The organism is Deltaproteobacteria bacterium, from assembly GCA_016931625.1.
Classification (GTDB): Bacteria; Myxococcota; XYA12-FULL-58-9; order XYA12-FULL-58-9; family JAFGEK01; genus JAFGEK01.
On record JAFGEK010000180.1, the window covers coordinates 1 to 17,787 of the forward strand.

General features: G+C 41.2%; 14 protein-coding genes and 1 tRNA gene. 3 read left to right on the plus strand and 12 right to left on the minus strand.

Annotated elements, in window-relative coordinates:
* From JW841_15500 to JW841_15510, 3 genes are all read right to left on the minus strand, one after another.
* On the minus strand, positions 1-1,325 hold a 1,325-nt coding region (locus tag JW841_15500; protein MBN1962338.1), incomplete at its 3' end, for a hypothetical protein.
* Positions 1,326-1,514: 189 nt separating this feature from the next.
* Entirely contained in the window at positions 1,515-3,344 is a 1,830-nt protein-coding gene (locus tag JW841_15505; protein MBN1962339.1) for a histone deacetylase, read from the minus strand.
* Positions 3,345-3,424: 80 nt separating this feature from the next.
* A complete protein-coding gene (locus JW841_15510) occupies positions 3,425-4,582 on the minus strand; it encodes a response regulator (GenBank protein ID MBN1962340.1) in 1,158 nt (385 codons plus the stop codon).
* Positions 4,583-4,818: 236 nt separating this feature from the next.
* On the opposite strand from JW841_15510, the gene JW841_15515 reads away from it, so the two are divergent.
* The gene (locus JW841_15515; GenBank protein ID MBN1962341.1) at positions 4,819-7,023 is read left to right on the plus strand and encodes a cyclic nucleotide-binding domain-containing protein; all 2,205 of its coding nucleotides are present in this window, start codon (positions 4,819-4,821) and stop codon (positions 7,021-7,023) included.
* A 37-nt stretch (positions 7,024-7,060) separates the two neighbouring features.
* Here the strand turns inward: JW841_15515 and JW841_15520 are convergent, their stop codons facing one another.
* From JW841_15520 to JW841_15560, 9 genes are all read right to left on the minus strand, one after another.
* Complete coding sequence (locus tag JW841_15520) at positions 7,061-7,585, minus strand: MerR family transcriptional regulator (protein MBN1962342.1); 525 nt, start codon at positions 7,583-7,585, stop codon at positions 7,061-7,063.
* A 51-nt stretch (positions 7,586-7,636) separates the two neighbouring features.
* Positions 7,637-7,948: an integration host factor subunit alpha gene (locus JW841_15525; GenBank protein MBN1962343.1), complete on the minus strand. Its 312-nt coding sequence runs from the start codon at positions 7,946-7,948 to the stop codon at positions 7,637-7,639.
* Between the two features lie 37 nt (positions 7,949-7,985).
* Positions 7,986-10,427 carry a phenylalanine--tRNA ligase subunit beta gene (locus JW841_15530; GenBank protein ID MBN1962344.1) on the minus strand — a complete coding sequence of 814 codons (2,442 nt, stop codon included), beginning with the start codon at positions 10,425-10,427 and terminating at the stop codon, positions 7,986-7,988.
* A 22-nt stretch (positions 10,428-10,449) separates the two neighbouring features.
* Positions 10,450-11,475, minus strand: a complete 1,026-nt coding sequence (gene pheS, locus JW841_15535) for a phenylalanine--tRNA ligase subunit alpha (protein MBN1962345.1) — start codon at positions 11,473-11,475, stop codon at positions 10,450-10,452.
* A gap of 102 nt (positions 11,476-11,577) precedes the next feature.
* On the minus strand, positions 11,578-11,931 hold the full coding sequence (gene rplT, locus JW841_15540; protein ID MBN1962346.1) for a 50S ribosomal protein L20: 354 nt from the start codon (positions 11,929-11,931) through the stop codon (positions 11,578-11,580).
* A gap of 52 nt (positions 11,932-11,983) precedes the next feature.
* Entirely contained in the window at positions 11,984-12,181 is a 198-nt protein-coding gene (gene rpmI / locus JW841_15545; protein ID MBN1962347.1) for a 50S ribosomal protein L35, read from the minus strand.
* Positions 12,182-12,205: 24 nt separating this feature from the next.
* Positions 12,206-12,745 carry a translation initiation factor IF-3 gene (gene infC / locus JW841_15550; GenBank protein MBN1962348.1) on the minus strand — a complete coding sequence of 180 codons (540 nt, stop codon included), beginning with the start codon at positions 12,743-12,745 and terminating at the stop codon, positions 12,206-12,208.
* 87 nt (positions 12,746-12,832) lie between these two features.
* Positions 12,833-14,809 carry a threonine--tRNA ligase gene (gene thrS, locus JW841_15555; protein MBN1962349.1) on the minus strand — a complete coding sequence of 659 codons (1,977 nt, stop codon included), beginning with the start codon at positions 14,807-14,809 and terminating at the stop codon, positions 12,833-12,835.
* Between the two features lie 45 nt (positions 14,810-14,854).
* A tRNA-Val gene (locus JW841_15560) sits at positions 14,855-14,929 on the minus strand.
* A gap of 240 nt (positions 14,930-15,169) precedes the next feature.
* Here JW841_15560 and JW841_15565 point away from each other — a divergent pair.
* Both JW841_15565 and JW841_15570 read left to right on the plus strand, forming a co-directional pair.
* The gene (locus JW841_15565) at positions 15,170-16,414 is read left to right on the plus strand and encodes a flagellar assembly protein T N-terminal domain-containing protein (GenBank protein ID MBN1962350.1); all 1,245 of its coding nucleotides are present in this window, start codon (positions 15,170-15,172) and stop codon (positions 16,412-16,414) included.
* A gap of 45 nt (positions 16,415-16,459) precedes the next feature.
* Positions 16,460-17,755, plus strand: a complete 1,296-nt coding sequence (locus JW841_15570) for an HlyC/CorC family transporter (GenBank protein ID MBN1962351.1) — start codon at positions 16,460-16,462, stop codon at positions 17,753-17,755.
* Positions 17,756-17,787: the final 32 nt, after the last annotated feature.

Genomic DNA, 17,787 nt, shown 5'->3' on the forward strand with positions numbered 1-17,787 from the left:
ACTGCAGCAGTAATAAAAAGACTAATTAGACCAATGATTATAATTTCAACGCGATTAGCAATATATGATGAAAACAAAGAAATATTACGACCAAAATTAGCTGTAGTATTTTTCCAAATTAACAGTAGTATTATCAGAACTAATACCGCGAAAATGGTTGTTAGACGTGATGCGGCAATGCTTCTCTCCCACTCAAAGGGGGTCATGCCAGTGCCGACAGCCATCATAATCGTACCATTTGTTGAATTAATAACTGGGGCAAAAACTGTAGCAACTGCACCATATGTGTCAGTTTGTGTTCCAAATCCTACTACCGAGCCACTATATAATACCTTTTGTATCATCAATGAAAAGGCATCTTGATTAAGGTTGGGATGAACACTCCAAATTATCTCTTTTTCGGCATTAGTAGAATAAATAAGCAATTTTTTTCTATATTCAACGACACTGTGTATAACGGCTCCTGATAACAATGAAGTTGATGAATACATTTGCTTTTGTAATTGTTTAAAAGCATTATTTTGTTTATCGGTATCAGTAAAATCCAAATTACTGATGAGCGAAGTATCAATTTCTTCTGCTAAATTAGTTGTTATATTCCATAATTCACGTTGTATGTCTTGCTGCCGCATAGCAGCACTCCAATTCATCGCTGAAGCGCCTGCTATTAACAAAGCAATAATAACGAGGTGAAATGTTGCACTTGCTAATACATCAGCACGCATACTCGGCGGCAGCAAGCCACGCTGATGCAAATTAAGACCAATAACTACTAATAAGCCAAAACCGATAAGAAAGATTTGAACTGATATACCAGTAATCTGAGCAAAGCTTTCATAATTTAACCAAGTTGAAGGCCAAAAAGCGACTTCAGGGGCAACCATACCCCAAATAATTGACATGCAAAAAATCGATACCGATGTTAATTGTAAACCAAAACGCCCTAGACTCTTGCCATAACCTTGAGAAGCCCGCCACATCGTAACTGATGTTAGTAAGCCACCAGGTAATATTAAAATATAGCAACGTAAATTATTCCAGGATTCAATTCCCTGGTAGACTCCAAGAAGTACAACAATAATGAAAAATCCTAAAGTACTCCATCTACCTATGGTTTTCCGAAAACTTTTTCTGCCAAATTCAAAAAGTGCAGCCGCTGTTGCTGTTAATATAAACAAACGAACCATAACTATCGGTTTAGGAAACTTAGCTATAGGCTCTAATATTTGCAGCCAATCATGTACGCTAGTGCCTAAACAAAAAAGACAAAGCCATAACCAAGGCAATTGAGTTTGTGTATCAACACGACGAAGGTTGAAGCACACCCATGATGCTAAAAGCAGCAATAGACTGCTAAGGAAGAAAAGGCAGTCCACTTGCACGATTAATTACCGATGTATTCCTACTCCCAAAGGAGGTTTGGGTTAATTACTACTTTTTTTATTATACAGTAAAACATAGGTAAACCCTACTAATATAAATCAAATAAAATGCTCTTAAAAATTTATATTCTTTTAATCATTTGCAATGCTTAATTCATTACCCAGCAGTTTCTCTGCTGTTGCGAAAACTGATTTCTGCCATGTTGGTGAGGCAAAATAATTAGCGAGTCTATCTCCAGAAGGTAACATTAACTCACTAGCTTCCCAGATTAAGCTAGAATTATCGCGATATTTAATGCGTCCTTGATCTACAAGATTAGTAGCATTTGCTAAGGTAACGTTGGCCAGTAATCGACGCAGAGCGCGAAAACAACCTTCCGCTCTAGGATCAAGAAAATGATAAACTCGTCCAGCAAGAACTGCAGTATGATAATGGGCTGGACGAATTAAGATACCTTCAAAACGCAAACGTTTTCCCATTTCTACTAAAAATTGATGCATCTCTTGAGCTAGACCAAGACCAGGATACTCTTGCAAAGGCAGGCGTGGTTTAGTTGGACTAAACGATAGAGTTGGATTTTGCATACGCAACCACTCAATATATAAAACTAAAAGCGGTGGGCCTGATATATGTTTTGTAGCTGGTATCGTTCGTTTACTAAGCACTAACTCAAGTAATAAATGACGCTGTTCTCGTTGACGTTCAGATATTCCATCAATACGAACGATTTGTGCTTCATAGTTTTGTGAATCAACCGTAACGCGCAGATCATAAAAACCACATGCGGCTATTTTACCTAATAAACCATAGCGTTCTAGTGCAAATTCGATACCCGCAGCCGAATAATATTCGAGCAGTAAATTTTGTGGTCGTCGACCGTTGCCTGGCAAAAAGTCCGATTCGGTGAGGATAAAATCGTCAAAACGTTGCAGTTGCCAGGGATCAATTTCGCGAGAAATCTGTTCAAAATGATAGCGCAGCTTTTCTGCAGGGGAGCGATCCACTTGAGTAATACCTGATAGCATCCAACGAATGAAATTTGCTGTGCATTGCCAAGCCCCGGGACTATAGCCCCCTGCCATAGTAACTACTACTGAGGCTCCTATTGCTGCTGCTGTGTTAATTACATAGCGGTCACGGGCAAACACACCTTTGGGGGATAAATTAAAATCTCCGAGTTGATCTCCAGCTAAAACATCTGCACCCGCAATATAAAAAATTAGTTTTGCACCATGCACAATCAGAGATGGTTTTAAAATATCTTCAAGCATTGCAAGATACTCTTGATCTTTAATTCCGGGAGAAATGGCAATATTGCGACAATTTGAAGACTCTAAACTAGTCCATGATGAACCATGTATAGAAAGCACAAAAACACTTGTATCATCATAAAAAGCCTCTAAGTTGCCATTACCCTGATGAAAATCGAGATCAATAATTGCAATCGGACTAGAAAAACCACGAGCTCTTAGAGCTTTAATGGCCACAGCTACATCATTAAAAATGCAAAAACCAGCGCCATTATTTGGGCTCGCGTGGTGAAAACCTCCTCCTAAATTAAAACCAATTTGCATGTCGCCACGAGCCACCGTAAATGCTGCTTCCATGGTACCACCGACCGCTCGTCTCTGCGCCGTAAGCCAAGCATCAATCTCGACCTGCTCAGGAAGTAAACCAAAGATACCTCCTAACACTTCTTTATTTGTAACTTGTTCAAGATAACTTAGTGAATGCACTAAATTAAGATCTGCAAACTCTGCTAATGGCGCTTGATTTACAGCTTCACGTCTTAACAAACCCAATTGGGTCAAGCGAAGCAGAGCACGTTCGGCACGATCAGTTTGCATGTGTGCGACTTGACGATTTATCGATATAGCCGGAGCGGCGTAGTCGCGGTGATACCATAAACCTACATATTTATTAATTCTTTTTAGGGCTCGCCACCGATACCACCACCACATATAAAGTAAGATATCAGGGGCTGAAAAAATATCATAATGTTAATTACCAAATCATGCACACGGTATCAGGGGGTGCGCCCCTAATTTATTTGCGAGGCTTCATCAAGTAATTGCATCGCAATATCGATCGCTTTTCGCGTTTTTTCACGTAACTTCGCCTCGTTTTCACCCTCTTGCTCGGCGTGACTGCGAGCTTCGTTCAATTTTTCAATTTCTTGTTGTAGTTCTTCTCTCTCGGCAGCAAGTGATTTTACTTTATCAACTAATTGCCCAATTTTATCCGCAAGTACTTCCTTTTCATTCTCTGCAGAAGCGCATGCTTGTTTCATATCTTCAAGACTTCGTTGAGCCTCATCAAGTTGACTTTGCGATGCTTCAACCTGTTCTTTATATTTATTAATTTCACGCTCAATACTAGCAAGTTTCTTTTTAGCTTCTATACCTTCGCGACCACGAGAACTTTCTTGTAAAAGTCGATCATTAAACTCAAGTTCTTTTTGCTCGATTGTTTCTTCCATTTTTTGCACTTTAAGGCGTAACTGCTTATTTTCGTTGCGCAGTGCTTCGATAGCCTCATTGTTCACTGCTGATGATGAACCGCGAGCTCTAAATGAGCCGGTATTGCCTGAACTGGCCGCCAAACCACTTAAAGTTACGTTATCATTCGAAGTTGATGCTGCTGCAGAAATAGACGCACTTGACGTCGATGCTCTCTGAGCTGGCGGAGCTGGCGGTGGTGGTGCCGATGCATGGGTAGGTCCATCTGGAATTTCTGTCTCAATTTCGATTTCAGCATCATCAGCACTATCGTCAATATCAACGGAAAGCTCTTCAAGAGAAACATCAACTTCGTGGATTTCTGTAGCATTAAATCGCATATAAGATGCTAAAACATTAGTAATTTCTTCGTTGCTATATGGTTTTTTAAGGTATGCCTCGGCTCGAGTTTTTAGCTTTTTATGTTGCTCAAATGTCTCAACAGTCGCTTGACTCGAAGTTAGCAATAGCGGAATTCTTCCAAGTTCAGGATCTTTTTTAAGTTTGTTGCAAATAGAATAGCCGCTAACCCGACTTAACTCGACACATAGTACTATAGCATCAGGTTTAAATGAACGAGCGAGACTAACACCTTCGCCGCCATCTGCGGTTACTTTGGTCTGAACACCCTTTGCCTCTAGCAGCTGCGTCAAAGAAGTAGCTACAGCGGCATCGCTTTCGATTATTAGGACGCGAGCCATAAATAACAGTATATGGGCTGTTACCCTTATTGAGCAAGACTCTTTGATGCAAACATAAAATCTAAAGTTAGGGACATACCCTTATATCTATGCAATAATAAAAAAAATCATATACTTATTTGCTAGCATGTCAGATTCTTGCTACGAATTTTATAAGAACACATGATATGACTTTCTATCGAGGCAATAATATTTAAACCACGTGGCTTGTTAAGGAGGGCCAAAAAGGCCTCGTTATGCTTGACGTTCATCGCCCTTATCCTGGAGTTATTCTGCTTGTAAGCACTAATGGATCGGTGCTTTTTGGCGCTCCTGCAGATGCATTTAAGGCGACTAAAGCCTGTTGCCAGCGTTATAAATTGCCATTTCCACGCGTATTGGTAGCACCACAACGAATGCTCGTTGATTTTACTCCTCAATTTGCTCCTGAGTTTTTCTTATACGATTTTCTATTTGTTCATGGAGCTGCATTTAAACCAGATCTCCAAAACGAACGACTTACTCTCGTTCTTGACGCAGATCGCATAGAAAACGAATTACGTGCTCTTTCATTGACTTTAAATGGTCCATCAAGAGACGAACTCACTAATTACCGTGATGCAGAAGGTAAAACCATTTTAGATGCTAAAACTGTCTCCTTACTCGCAGATATAAGTGAGCATTTGGCTATTAAAAAAGACCATCGCCCACGACGTCTCGAGGAAATGGTATCTGCTATTGCCTTTGACCAAAATGGCAGTGTCGACTTACTTGATTCGACTTTGCAAGTAATACGTACTGGTCCGGCAAATTTTTTAGTGCGCAGCAGCAACTCTGAGGTTGAAATCAATCTTGATTTTGAGACCCCAATTACGCCGTTTTCGACTTTACCAGTTCCGATTGAAGATCAAACACCAGCCAGTTTTGCACTTAAATCTTTGGGTACTCGCAGTGGTTTTGATCTTACTGGTCCTACTACTGGATTTTTGCTTTGGTTAAATGGTCACGCGGTTTTATACGACGGTCCGGTTGGTACTCGTTATCTGCTCGAACGCCAGGGTATTAATCCTAATGATATTAGTGCGGTTGTACTTAGTCATTGTCATGAAGATCATATGGGTTCATTTATTGATCTTATTCTCGGAGGTCATAAACCAAAATTATTTACTGCCGAGCCCATCTATCGTTCAATGCTGCAAAAATTAAGTCACCAACTACGTCTGACAGATAAAGAAGTTGCATCTTTTATAGATTATACGCGAATAACTCCAGGCACTCCTCTTGATGCTTTTGGGGCAACTTTCAACTTTTTCTATACCATTCATTCAATACCTACCATTGGCATGTCTGTAACTATGCGGGGTCCAAGTGATATTCATCGGATACAGATATCTGGTGATACTATGAGTCATCACGGACTCGATGAATTAAAAGCTGCAGGTGTTATTGACAGCGATACCCATTTACGTATGCGTAACCTTATTCCAGCACGGGTAAATAAAGGGGCAATCTATCTTGCTGATGTTGGTGAAGCAATTATTCACGGCAATCCCCAAGACTGGGAAGGCAATCCTAATCGTATTCTATACTACCATTGCCCTGATGATGATCATACCCGTGAGTTTGGTCATGAAGTAGCAAAACCAGGCGTTACTAATACTTTAATCGAAGCTCCACGTTTTCATCCCGCAGTTCCAGGACGTCTTTTACAAGCCTTATCGTTTATGAATTTTACTGATCCAGGATGGCTAACTACATTTTTGCACCGTGGACGTATTCGTCGTGCTGCGGCAAATGAAGTGTTAGTACGATCTGGCACAAATAGTGGTAACCTCTCAATTATTATTAGTGGTGCAGCAGAAGTTCGTAATGCTGAAGGAACGATACTTACTGAACTGCGACCAAGTGAGTTATTCGGAGCTATCGAGTTAGTCGATAACCAACATCACTATAGTGCAGAAGTACGATCTATTACTCCTACTGAAGTATTCGAAATTGATGGCACTTTAATTACTGAATACGTTGAAGCTAATAATTTACAGGAAACATTAACACGTACTTGGCAAAACCGTCCTAATATTGACTCTGCCCGCTTATTCCGCACAATTGATGCGCCGATTAAAAGTCGTATAGCTGCCCTTGGTACTGAAGAAAAGTATGTAGCCGGTGGTGTAATTTATACTCAAGGAGCAATAGCTGAAGATTTCTTCTTGTTAACCGAAGGGCGTGTAGCCCTCGATGTTGATGGACAAATCGTACGTGAAATTAACGCGGCAGACGAAAATAATTTCTTTGGTGAAATTGCAGCAATAGTTCCGCACCGTCGTCGAAGCAGTACGGTTAAAACGCTTACCCCTGTGAGTACCTTGCGATTACCAGGCAAAGAATTACGTCGCCTAGTAGTTGATGAAATGGCTTTTCGTTATACAATAGTTATGACTATTAAAAAAAATGTCGGTTAACGATTTAATATTTAAAGAACAATAAAATTATACGTAATTATGGCTCTTCACCAGCTAATTTTATTAGACTTTGAAGACCGTAGCGTAAATTAGAAATCAATTTTTCGTTAAGTTGATTATTTGCTAGATTTGCCGACTTGCTTGGGGAACCCGTTCCTAAGCTTGTAGATAATTCTGTTTGGATAAATATATTATTCCCTCTAAGATTTGATTCAGCATTATCAGATTGTGAGTTTATAGCTGTTGGTGGTGTAGTTTGCTGCAATTCAAGGTTAATATTTTCAACTTCAACATTGCTATTTTGATCAGGTTCAAAGCTAACCAACGATTGGCGAGACATAATACGTCGCCGAGCACCTGCAAGGGTATAGCGCTCATCATAGAGAAGGCGTTTGATTTCACGAAATACTTCAACGTCGCGATAGCGATATCGTCGTTGGTTCGAAACTGATTTGCTCGGACGAATTGCGGCAATTTCACTTTGCCAATAGCGCAATACGTGTGCTTGCACACCAACTAACTGCGCCACTTCGCCAATCTTAAAATACAACTTATCCGGGATCGGCGATGACGACCCGAGCTCTTTTTGTTGGCTCGGAATAGCAGCCACGGGTTACCCCTCAGCTGCTGCAGCGCCACCTTCGACCAATTCGCCATTTAGTATGCTTTTAAGCACTTGCGAAGGCTTAAAGGTCAAAACCCGGCGTGCTGAAATCTCGATTACATCACCGGTTTGGGGATTGCGACCAACACGAGAGTGTTTGTCACGGATTTCAAAATTACCAAACCCGCTAATTTTAATCTTTTCGCCCTTTTCGAGCGTTTCTTTAATGGTATCGAAAACCATCTCAACAATGTCGGCTGATTCTTTTTTAGAAAAGCCAATTTTGGCGTGGATAGCTTCGACTAAATCTGCTTTTGTCATAGCTAATAAGCCTCCCGAATGTTTGGATGGCTATATGTCATGAGGCGCTGCGAACCTCAACCTGAAATTGCTTTTTAAGTGCATCTTGTACAAAGTTAAATGCTTCACTTACTTCAGAATCGGTAAGCGTACGTTCACGACTACGATAATCAATCGCAAAAGCAAGACTTACATGTGAATCAGAAATTGGTTTTCCTTTATAAACATCAAAAAGTCGCACTTGCTCAATTACTTCTGAACCAAGTTTACCACCAGCATTCTGAAGTAAAAAAGCTCGAATTTTTTCAGCTGGTATGTTGCAAGGCGCAATAATAGCAATATCACGTCTAGTTTTAGGATATTTTGGCAATGGTTTATAAGAAATTTTATTTCGCAATGCAGCAAAAGATGCTAATTCAATTTCAGCCACATAAACAGGCCCACAAATATCAAATTGTTCACATATTTCTGGAAGCAATTGGCCTGCATAACCTATGGCACGATCTTCAAGGCTAATCGTAGCAGAACAATAGGGATTTAATATACTTTTAGTAGCAGGCATGCTGCGAATTGGTTCGGTAAGCTGAAATGTTTGTGATAAATCTTCAATAATACCAGATAAATCGCTAAAATCGACGTTCTCTCCTCTTTCATACCATAAACTTTGATAGCGCCCTCCACATATTAAAAGGCCCGCAACTAAATTCTCTTGAGGTAAATCTCGATCTCGAGGATCTTCATCTTCAACCTTATCGCGTGAAGAAAAAACACTCCCAATTTCGAAAATGCGGATGTCTTTTTGACCAAACCGCTGATTATGGCTTAAAACGTTTAATAAACCAGGAAGCAAACTCGTGCGTAGGGCTGACAGCTCTTCACCTAAAGGATTAATAATTTTTAACGGCTCACCTTTTTCAGGAGCTAGTAGCTTCATAATTGCTGGATTACCAAAGCCAAAGGTAACAACCTCAGAACAACTACTGGCTATTAAGCGAGCACGCAAAATATCTTTTAGCGTATCACTTCCAGCATCATAATAATATTCAGTACCGGTATCAGGCAGACGCTCAGGTATTTTATCGTATCCGTAGCGTCGAGCTAATTCTTCAATTATATCAACTTCACGCATGAGATCTGGACGAAAACTCGGAACAATAACTCGTATGGCTGCCTCTGTACGTCCAGCGACACGTATCTCTAAGGGTTCTAAAAGTTGGACGATAGTCTCGGCATTCAATTCAATACCAAGCAGACGTTTGACACGAGCAAAACGAATCGGCACCTCACGGGTAAGTTCTAACTTTGCAGCTACCTCAAAATAACCCTTTGCTACTTCACCCTCAGCAATCTCAACTAATAATTGCGCACAACGATCAATCGCCCTAATAACCGCACCAGGATCACAGCCACGTTCAAAACGCATTGATGATTCTGTACGCATTGCATGTCTTTTTGCAGTACAACGAACGCGTGCAGGGTCGAAATAGGCACTTTCAAGTAATACCGTTGTTGTTGTTGCAGTAACTTCAGAATTTTGACCGCCCATTACTCCCGCAAGGGCCAAAGCACGACGACTATCAGCAATAAGCAGATCATCTTCACCAAGCCTAATATCGTTGCCATCAAGAGTTTTGATTTGCTCATCTTTTTGGGCATGGCGTACATGCAGAGTTGGCAGACCTTCTTCACTAGCAATTTGACTAATATCAAAGGCATGCAAGGGCTGCCCCATCTCAAGTAAAACATAGTTAGTTGCATCGACAATGTTGTTAATTGAGCGCATCCCTGCTTGTTCAATGCGATTAATTAGCCACTTTGGTGACGGACCAACTTTTACATGGCGAACAACTCGAGCGACATAACGTTTGCAGCCATTAGTATCGTCAATAATTACTCGTGCTAACGAGCGTATTTCCGGACCTTTTTCAGTCAAACGAAAAGATGGCAACTTTAATTTTTTACCGGTGGCTGCAGCTATTTCACGTGCAACACCGATATGCGATAATAAATCAGGACGATTAGGAGTGATACCCAAAGTTATACTTGGCCCAATACCGGCAATTTCTAAGACATTCGAGCCAATTTCAGCATCATTGCCAAGATCCCACAGACCTTCACTAGATGATTCAAGACCTAAATCTGCACGCGAACATAACATGCCAGCGCTCTCAATACCGCGAATTAAGCGTGGTTCAATATCAAAAGCTGGTACTTGCGCACCAATTGGCGCAAAAGGTGCTCGCATACCAACGGTAACATTAGAAGCACCACAAACAACTTGATGCCTGGCTTTGCCATCAAACACTTTGCAGACATGTAAACGATTAGCATTTGGATGCTCATCACATTCTTCAATCAAACCTACGATAACTTTTTTTACTTTGGCAGCAGAGTCTCGTACTGCTTCGACTTCAATACCTACAGCGGTAAGCTTTTGCACCAATTGGGGCAACTCGGGCAATTCAACAAATTCACTAAGCCAATTCAGACTAATTTCCACTAGCTACTCCTTGTGTCCTTGCTCATCCAAATTGGCGTAAAAAACGCAGGTCATTTTCAAATAAAACGCGTATATCATCTATGCCATAGCGCAGCATCGCGATGCGTTCGATACCCATGCCAAAAGCAAAACCCTGTACTTTTTCAGGATTGTAGCCAACAGCCTCAAAAACCGCAGGATCGATCATACCAGAGCCTAAAATCTCTAACCAGCCAGTCCCCTTGCAAACACGACAAGTACCTCCTACTCCACCGCAAGCGCTACAACTTACGTCGACCTCGGCTGAAGGCTCAGTAAAAGGGAAGAAACTGGGACGAAAACGTACTTTTGCTCCGACACCAAATAAGCGCTCTGCTAAACGGTGTAAAACCCCTTTTAAATCAGCAAATGTGACTTTTTCATCAACCCAAAATCCCTCTATTTGATGAAATACTGGCGAATGTGTAGGGTCAATATCATCGTTACGAAAAGTCATACCTGGAGCCACAATCCGTAACGGTGGCTTTCGGCCTAACATAACTCGTGTTTGCACATTTGAAGTATGCGGTCGTAGAACAACCTGCTCAGTAATGAAAAAAGTGTCTTGCATATCACGAGCAGGGTGGTTTGCTGGAATATTTAACGCCTCAAAGGTATACCAATCATGCTCGACTAAAGGACCTTCGGCTACAGAAAATCCTAATTCTGTAAGGATACGAATCACTTCAGCTTCAACCAGACGCAGCGGATGTGGCGCACCAGCAATCACACGGCGACCTGGTAAAGTTACATCATAGCTACCTGCTTTTTGCTTTTGCTTAACCGCTACAGCATTAATACGTTTTTGTGCTGATTCTAAAGCGGCTTCGATCGCTTGTTTGACTTCATTGATACGTTGACCAGCTTGCGGGCGTTCATTAGCAGCAAGTTCACGCAAACCCTGCATAGCCTTGCCAATGGCACCCTTTTTCCCCAGATACTCAGAACGTATTTGGGTAATATCGTGCTCAGTAGTTGCGTTTTGCAGCTTTACTAAAACTGCATCTTCAATACGTTTAAGATCTTCCATGCTCACGTAGAGTCATATAAATTACCGCTATCGCTATAACCACGGTTATAAGAATTTACTTAAGAAAACTCTAGCGCCGCTATTAAAGCTAGCAATACAACACTAAAGAGCTTGTTTAGCAGCATTAGCGATGGCACTAAATGCTGTTGCATCGCTACGTGCTAACTCGGCAAGCACGCGGCGATCGATCTCGATCTTTGCCCGTGAGAGACCTGCTATAAAACGGCTGTAAGAAAGGCCCAAAGGTCGTACCGCCGCGTTAATACGAGCTATCCATAAACTACGATATTGTCGCTTTGCTTGTTTACGACCACTGAAAGCATACGCCAGAGCACGATCAACTGTCTCTTTTGCGGGGGCGAATAATTTACGCCGCCCACCATAGAATCCCTTAGCGCGTTTAAATACGGCCTTACGGCGCGCGCGTGTTTTTGGTCCACCTTTTGTGCGAGGCATGATTTATACTCCTAAAAAAATAATCGCGGGTGTACTCGGAGCTAAATTAACCTTAGGCATATGGCAATAAGCTTTTTGCCATAGCTTCATCAGCAGGACCGAGTAATTTTCCACCACGCAGATTGCGCTTACGCTTACGCGATTTGTTTGAAAAGTTATGCTGTTTGCCTTTACGTCCAACTTTCACCCGACCTTTGCCAGTGACCGAATAACGCTTAGCAGCAGCGCTTTTTGTCTTCATCTTAGGCATGTAAAATCCCTTTTGGTTACAAACCTACTGCTTAGCATTAGGCGCAACCACCATAATCATATTACGACCTTCAAGCTTTGGCATTTGCTCGATGGTGCCAAGATTTTCAGTTTTCAAGCTTTCAACCACACGTTCGAGGATTCGGCGTGCAATCTCTTGATGAGTAATTTCACGCCCACGGAACATCATTGTTACCTTGGTTTTGTGGCCATCACTTAAAAACCTCTTGATGTGCTCAACCTTAGTAAGAAAGTCGTGTTCCTCGATTTTTGGTCTAAACTTGACCTCCTTAACAACCATGCTCGCTTGATTTTTGCGAGCCTCGGCTGATTTTTTCTTTTGCGCATATTTGAACTTGCCATAATCCATAATTCGGCAAACTGGCGGTCGACTATCAGGGGAAATTTCAACAAGATCTAACCCCATTTCAGTCGCCTTCTGCATGGCAAGTTCTGGCGGCATTATTCCGAGTTGCCGACCTTCGGGATCGATAACACGGATTTCTCGCGCTCGGATACGATAATTAATCCGTAAATCGCCATTGTTTTGACTGGGCTTTGCGATAGTTTTCTCCTTAATTAAAAAAAACCAGGTGTTACCCCGGCACGTTCGCACCTTCTCACCCAGGTCGTCAAATATTCGACTGCATCACTATCTACACAATAATTCATTGGTGATAGGAGGCAAGGCCGCGGCTTTTAACACGAGGGAAATTGCCTGGTCAAGCGGCATTTGCCCTTGATCACCTTTCTTGCGCCAACGCAGCGATACTGCACGAGCTTGCATTTCTTTATTACCAAGCACCATTACAAAAGGAATCTTGGCAAGTTCAGCTTCGCGAATTTTGAACCCAAGTTTTTCGTTTCGCTCTTTTAGACTAACTCGAACGCCACGTTCACGCAATGCTGTAACTACCTCGCGACCATAGGACAATAATTCATCATTTACGGTTAGTACCCTTACTTGTTCAGGAGCCAACCATACAGGAAAATCACCAGCCGTATGCTCAATCAAAATGCCAATAAAACGCTCAAGTGAACCTAAAATAGCACGATGAATCATTACTGGACGGCTATCACTGCTTTGTTCGTTGGTATAGGCAAGATTAAAACGACGCGGCAAACCATAATCTAACTGAATTGTAGATAATTGATGCCAACGACCAATAGCGTCACGAACTTGAAAATCAAGTTTTGGACCATAAAAAGCGCCATCGCCAGCATTAAGCGTATATTGCAAACCTGCAACTTGTAGAGCTTTCTCTAGAGTTTTCTCAGCATGCTGCCAAATTTGATCCCATGAAGCCCGTTCATCCGCACTTAATTCTGGCTCATTACCTAAAGATTTCTCAGGGCGAGTTGAAAGAAAAACTTTCATCTCAAGACCAAAATGAAGAAATACATCTTTGATCATAACTACTTGTTGACGTATCTCATCAAGAATTTGATCTTCACGGCAAAAGATATGTGCATCATCTTGAGCAAAAGAACGCACACGCGTTAATCCTGCTGTTACACCAGAGCGCTCATAGCGATGTATACGTCCAAAATCAGCCATACGTATTGGCAAATCACGGTATGAACGCTTGCGATCGGCAAACATTAGACAATGGCATGGGCAATTCATTGGCTTAACGCCATATTCACGTTCATCAAATTGCGAAAAAAACATATTTTCGCTGTAATTTGCCAAATGCCCTGATTGCCTAAATAACTCAACATCGACTACTTGGGGGGTAATAACCTCGTCCATACCAATTACGTCGTAATAACGTCGAATAAAATTAACTAATTGGTTATAAATAAATGCGCCTTTAGCAGTAAAAAACGGCATAGCTGGTGCTAATGAGTGAAACATGAATAAATCGAGATCTTTACCTAATCGACGATGATCACGTTTTTTTGCTTCTTCGAGTTGATGTAAATACGCATCGAGAGTTTTTTGATCCCAAAAAGCCGTACCATAAATACGTGCTAACATTGGGTTACGCTCATCACCACGCCAATATGCACCTGAAATATGGGTAAGCTTGAAAGCTTTTAATAAAGCAGTTGATGGTACATGAGGCCCTCGACACAAATCTACCCATTCACCATGACGATATAATGAAACCGGCTCGCCCTCAGGTATGGCATCGAGTAATTCAAGTTTAAAAGTCTCACCCAAATTTGAAAAAATCTGCTTAGCCTTTTCACGGGTTACCTCTTCACGTATAAAAGGCTCACCTTTAGCCGCGATGTTACGCATTTCGTCCTCGATTTTCTCGAGGTCTTCAGGGGTAAAACCCTCATCGCGCTTAAAATCGTAATAAAAGCCGTTTTCTATAGATGGGCCAATAGTAACTTGTGTGCCTGGGAATAATTGCTGCACCACACTGGCCATTAAATGAGCCGTGGAATGACGTAATACCTCTAAACCCTTTTCACTGCCAATAGTGATAATTTCAAGCTTAGCATCTTGCTTTAAGGGTGTAAAAATATCGACGATCACACCACCATCTATTACGCCACCAACTGCATCACGAGCTAGACGCTTACCAATAGAAGCTGCAATATCTTTTATAGTAGTCCCACTATCGTATTGACGTTGGGAGCCATCAGGCAACGTAATGTTGATTTGTGCGGACATGGGCAACTACTCGCCTTCGTAGCTGGGATACATTATATACACGAATGGTAGGCGCGACTGGGATTGAACCAGCGACCCCTACCGTGTCAAGGTAGTGCTCTCCCACTGAGCTACGCGCCTACTCGCTGTTTTCACCACAAATAGCAAAAACAAATGAGAAGGGCCGCTTATACTCGATGCAATATTGGTGTCAAGATTGTATGTTATTTCTATAATATTTCTTAGTACTAGCCTGGAAGTTAAACCTTGGATACACTGAAGTCGAATTTTAGAATAATCTTAATATTTGCTTCGTTAATCTATTGTTTTATGGTTGTTTTTACTGACGCAAAAGCCAAATTTATCAGGAGGATAGCTACAATGACTTTTAGATTAAGCCTATTAGCAAGGCTTTTGACAATATCACTTGGTTGGCTTGGCGTTAATTCTTTAGCTCTTGCTGCTGATGGTAGCGTTGTAGAAGCCAGTGGTGAAGCCCTAATAAAAAATGGTGATACCGTAACCGCTAAAAAAGCTGCGATTGCCGATGCCCTTAAGAATTGCATCGAAAAAGTCTTAGGCATGCAAATAACAAGTGAATTTACCGCCGCACAGCGCGAGATTGTTCAAAACAACCAGTCAGAATTTAATGCTTATATTAAAGATAATCTCACTCAAAAAAGTGAAGGATTTATTCAAAGTCACGAAATCCTTAGTGAAACAACAAAAGACAACGTAATTACGGTAACAGTGCGCGCAAAAGTCTTTGAATCAAAAGTAAAAGCCAAAGCTGTTGAACTGGCGGAGTTGATTGCTAAAGCCGGAAATCCAAAAATTATGCTAATTATTCAAGAAATCTATAGCAATCCGGCCAAAAATAAACGCACTATTGCAAAAACATCGATTATCGCTGCTCATCTTGAAAAAGAATTGTTGGCCAAAGGTTTTGAATTACGTGGGGCTAAAACAGCTAAAAAAATCGGCGACGATTCCCCTGAGACTTTTGATAAATGGTTAGAAGATGCGGGTGGTGCCGCCCAAGTAGCTCGCGAACAAGGTGCAGATGTTCTTATTGCTGGTCGCGTAGAAATAATAAATAAAGGAAAAATTGAGGATGCTGGCGGACTTACCGAACTAGAAGGACAAATTCAAATTGAAATAATCAGTATGATTCGTGGTATACTAACAGCAAATAGCGAGGTCTTTAGTACTAAACCAGTGACTATGCGTTCGGTTGGCATTAATAGAGAACGCGCAATACATCGTGCTTTACGTGGCTCTGGCCAAAACGCCATTAAACAAACTTTTTCGCAACTGTTAATTGATCTTAAAAAGAGCTTTAAAAAAATTGCTGATACTGGCCAAAATTATGTAGTTATTTTAAATGGAGTAAAAAGTTATCGTAAACATGGCATTCAATTCATTAAAGCACTTAAAAGTATAGATGGCGTCTCTGAAGTAATGCAGAAATCATTTAAAGGTAGCAAGCTAATAGTAAATGTATCTTTTAAGGGTTCTCTCAATGACTTACAGCCAAAAATCTTTGAATCTCTTGAACAAGTCGCAGGTTTCAGTAATTTAGATGTTGATAATATTTCGGGCAAGCAAATTAGTCTTAAACTATAGCTTGCGTCGGTTTGGAGGTATGTCATTCTCACCGACTTTTTTGTTTTGGTAATTTTGCTTTTAGCCCATGGTATTTTCATTGGCGGTGAAACAGCCATTCGGGCGCTTAAGCAAATTCAACCTAATGAGCGTATTCCGGGAGAATCACGTCGTGCTCGAGCAATTGCTTTAATACAAACAAATTCAGAAAGGCTGCTTGTGGCCTTTCAGGTTAGCGCGGCAATTAGTGCAACTACTCTGATAGCATTGACTGTCTATAATTTACACGATGTGCTGCAACAACTTATAGCCCAAATATCTATATTGACTTCAGTAGCTTCTGAATTATCTTTATTTCTACTAATCACTATTTTAAGTTTGCTTATAGTAATAATTGGCACTTTAGTACCAAAAGCTTTAGCGCGACATGCTGCACCAGCTTATGCTGCTATCGTTGTCCCAACTATTTATATTTTTGCTCGTATATTTGCTCCTATTCTTTGGTTAGTAAAACAGTGGGCTAATCTAATAGTGCGCCTGCTACTTGGCGAAGTAGCCAATACTGAAACACGTTTGTCTTCAAATGATTTAGAAAAATTAATCGATCAAGCTTCACTTACTGGGTTGGTGCATCCTCAAGCTGGAGAAATAGCCGTACGCGCTTTAGATTTCGGTGGTGTTGTTATCAATGAAATAATGATACCGCGAACTCAAATTGTTGCCATAAATGCAGATGCCACTTTTGAACAATTACGCCGTTTATTATTAGAAGAAAACCATTCATATTATCCGGTATATAACGGTACCCTTGATGAGATACAGGGCATAATTTCGACTAATGATATTTTAACATTAGTTTGGGAAAAAGAGCTTATCGTTCTACAAGATTTGATTCGACCACCACACTTTGTTCCAGAAAATGTACGAGCGGTTGATGTACTGCGTGAACTGCAACGCGAACATATTCAATTTGCTATTGTAGTAGATGAACATGGTGGTACGGCCGGAATTATAACTACCAAAGATTTGATAGAAGAATTGGTTGGCGAAATAATCGAACAAGGTGAGAGATCGCCTGAGCATGTGTATGCCCAACGTGATGGTTCATTAGTAGTTCCAGGTAATATGGCGATACGTGATGCTAATCGTGAGTTACCCTTTGAACTATCTGAAGATGAAGAGTATGCCAGCGTTGGAGGGCTTGCGGTTACGCTCGCCGGACGTATCCCAGAATCTGGCGAACGTCTTATTACTAATAATGGTATTGTTCTTGAAATTCTCGATGCTTCGCCACGTCGCGTACGTTGGTTACGTTTTTGGCCACCACCACAAAGACCGCAGAGTCTGTCACAAAATAAATAAAATGCCTCAAATTTGGTAAATTCAAAATTGAG

Bases quoted from the DNA above. Each gene is read 5' to 3' on its own strand.
- JW841_15505 (MBN1962339.1), bottom strand. From the start codon at position 3,344: ATGTGGTGGTGGTATCGGTGGCGAGCCCTAAAAAGAATTAATAAATAT.
- JW841_15510 (MBN1962340.1), bottom strand. From the start codon at position 4,582: ATGGCTCGCGTCCTAATAATCGAAAGCGATGCCGCTGTAGCTACTTCT.
- JW841_15515 (MBN1962341.1), top strand. From the start codon at position 4,819: ATGCTTGACGTTCATCGCCCTTATCCTGGAGTTATTCTGCTTGTAAGC.
- JW841_15525 (MBN1962343.1), bottom strand. From the start codon at position 7,948: ATGACAAAAGCAGATTTAGTCGAAGCTATCCACGCCAAAATTGGCTTT.
- pheS (MBN1962345.1), bottom strand. From the start codon at position 11,475: ATGGAAGATCTTAAACGTATTGAAGATGCAGTTTTAGTAAAGCTGCAA.
- rplT (MBN1962346.1), bottom strand. From the start codon at position 11,931: ATGCCTCGCACAAAAGGTGGACCAAAAACACGCGCGCGCCGTAAGGCC.
- rpmI (MBN1962347.1), bottom strand. From the start codon at position 12,181: ATGCCTAAGATGAAGACAAAAAGCGCTGCTGCTAAGCGTTATTCGGTC.
- thrS (MBN1962349.1), bottom strand. From the start codon at position 14,809: ATGTCCGCACAAATCAACATTACGTTGCCTGATGGCTCCCAACGTCAA.
- JW841_15565 (MBN1962350.1), top strand. From the start codon at position 15,170: ATGACTTTTAGATTAAGCCTATTAGCAAGGCTTTTGACAATATCACTT.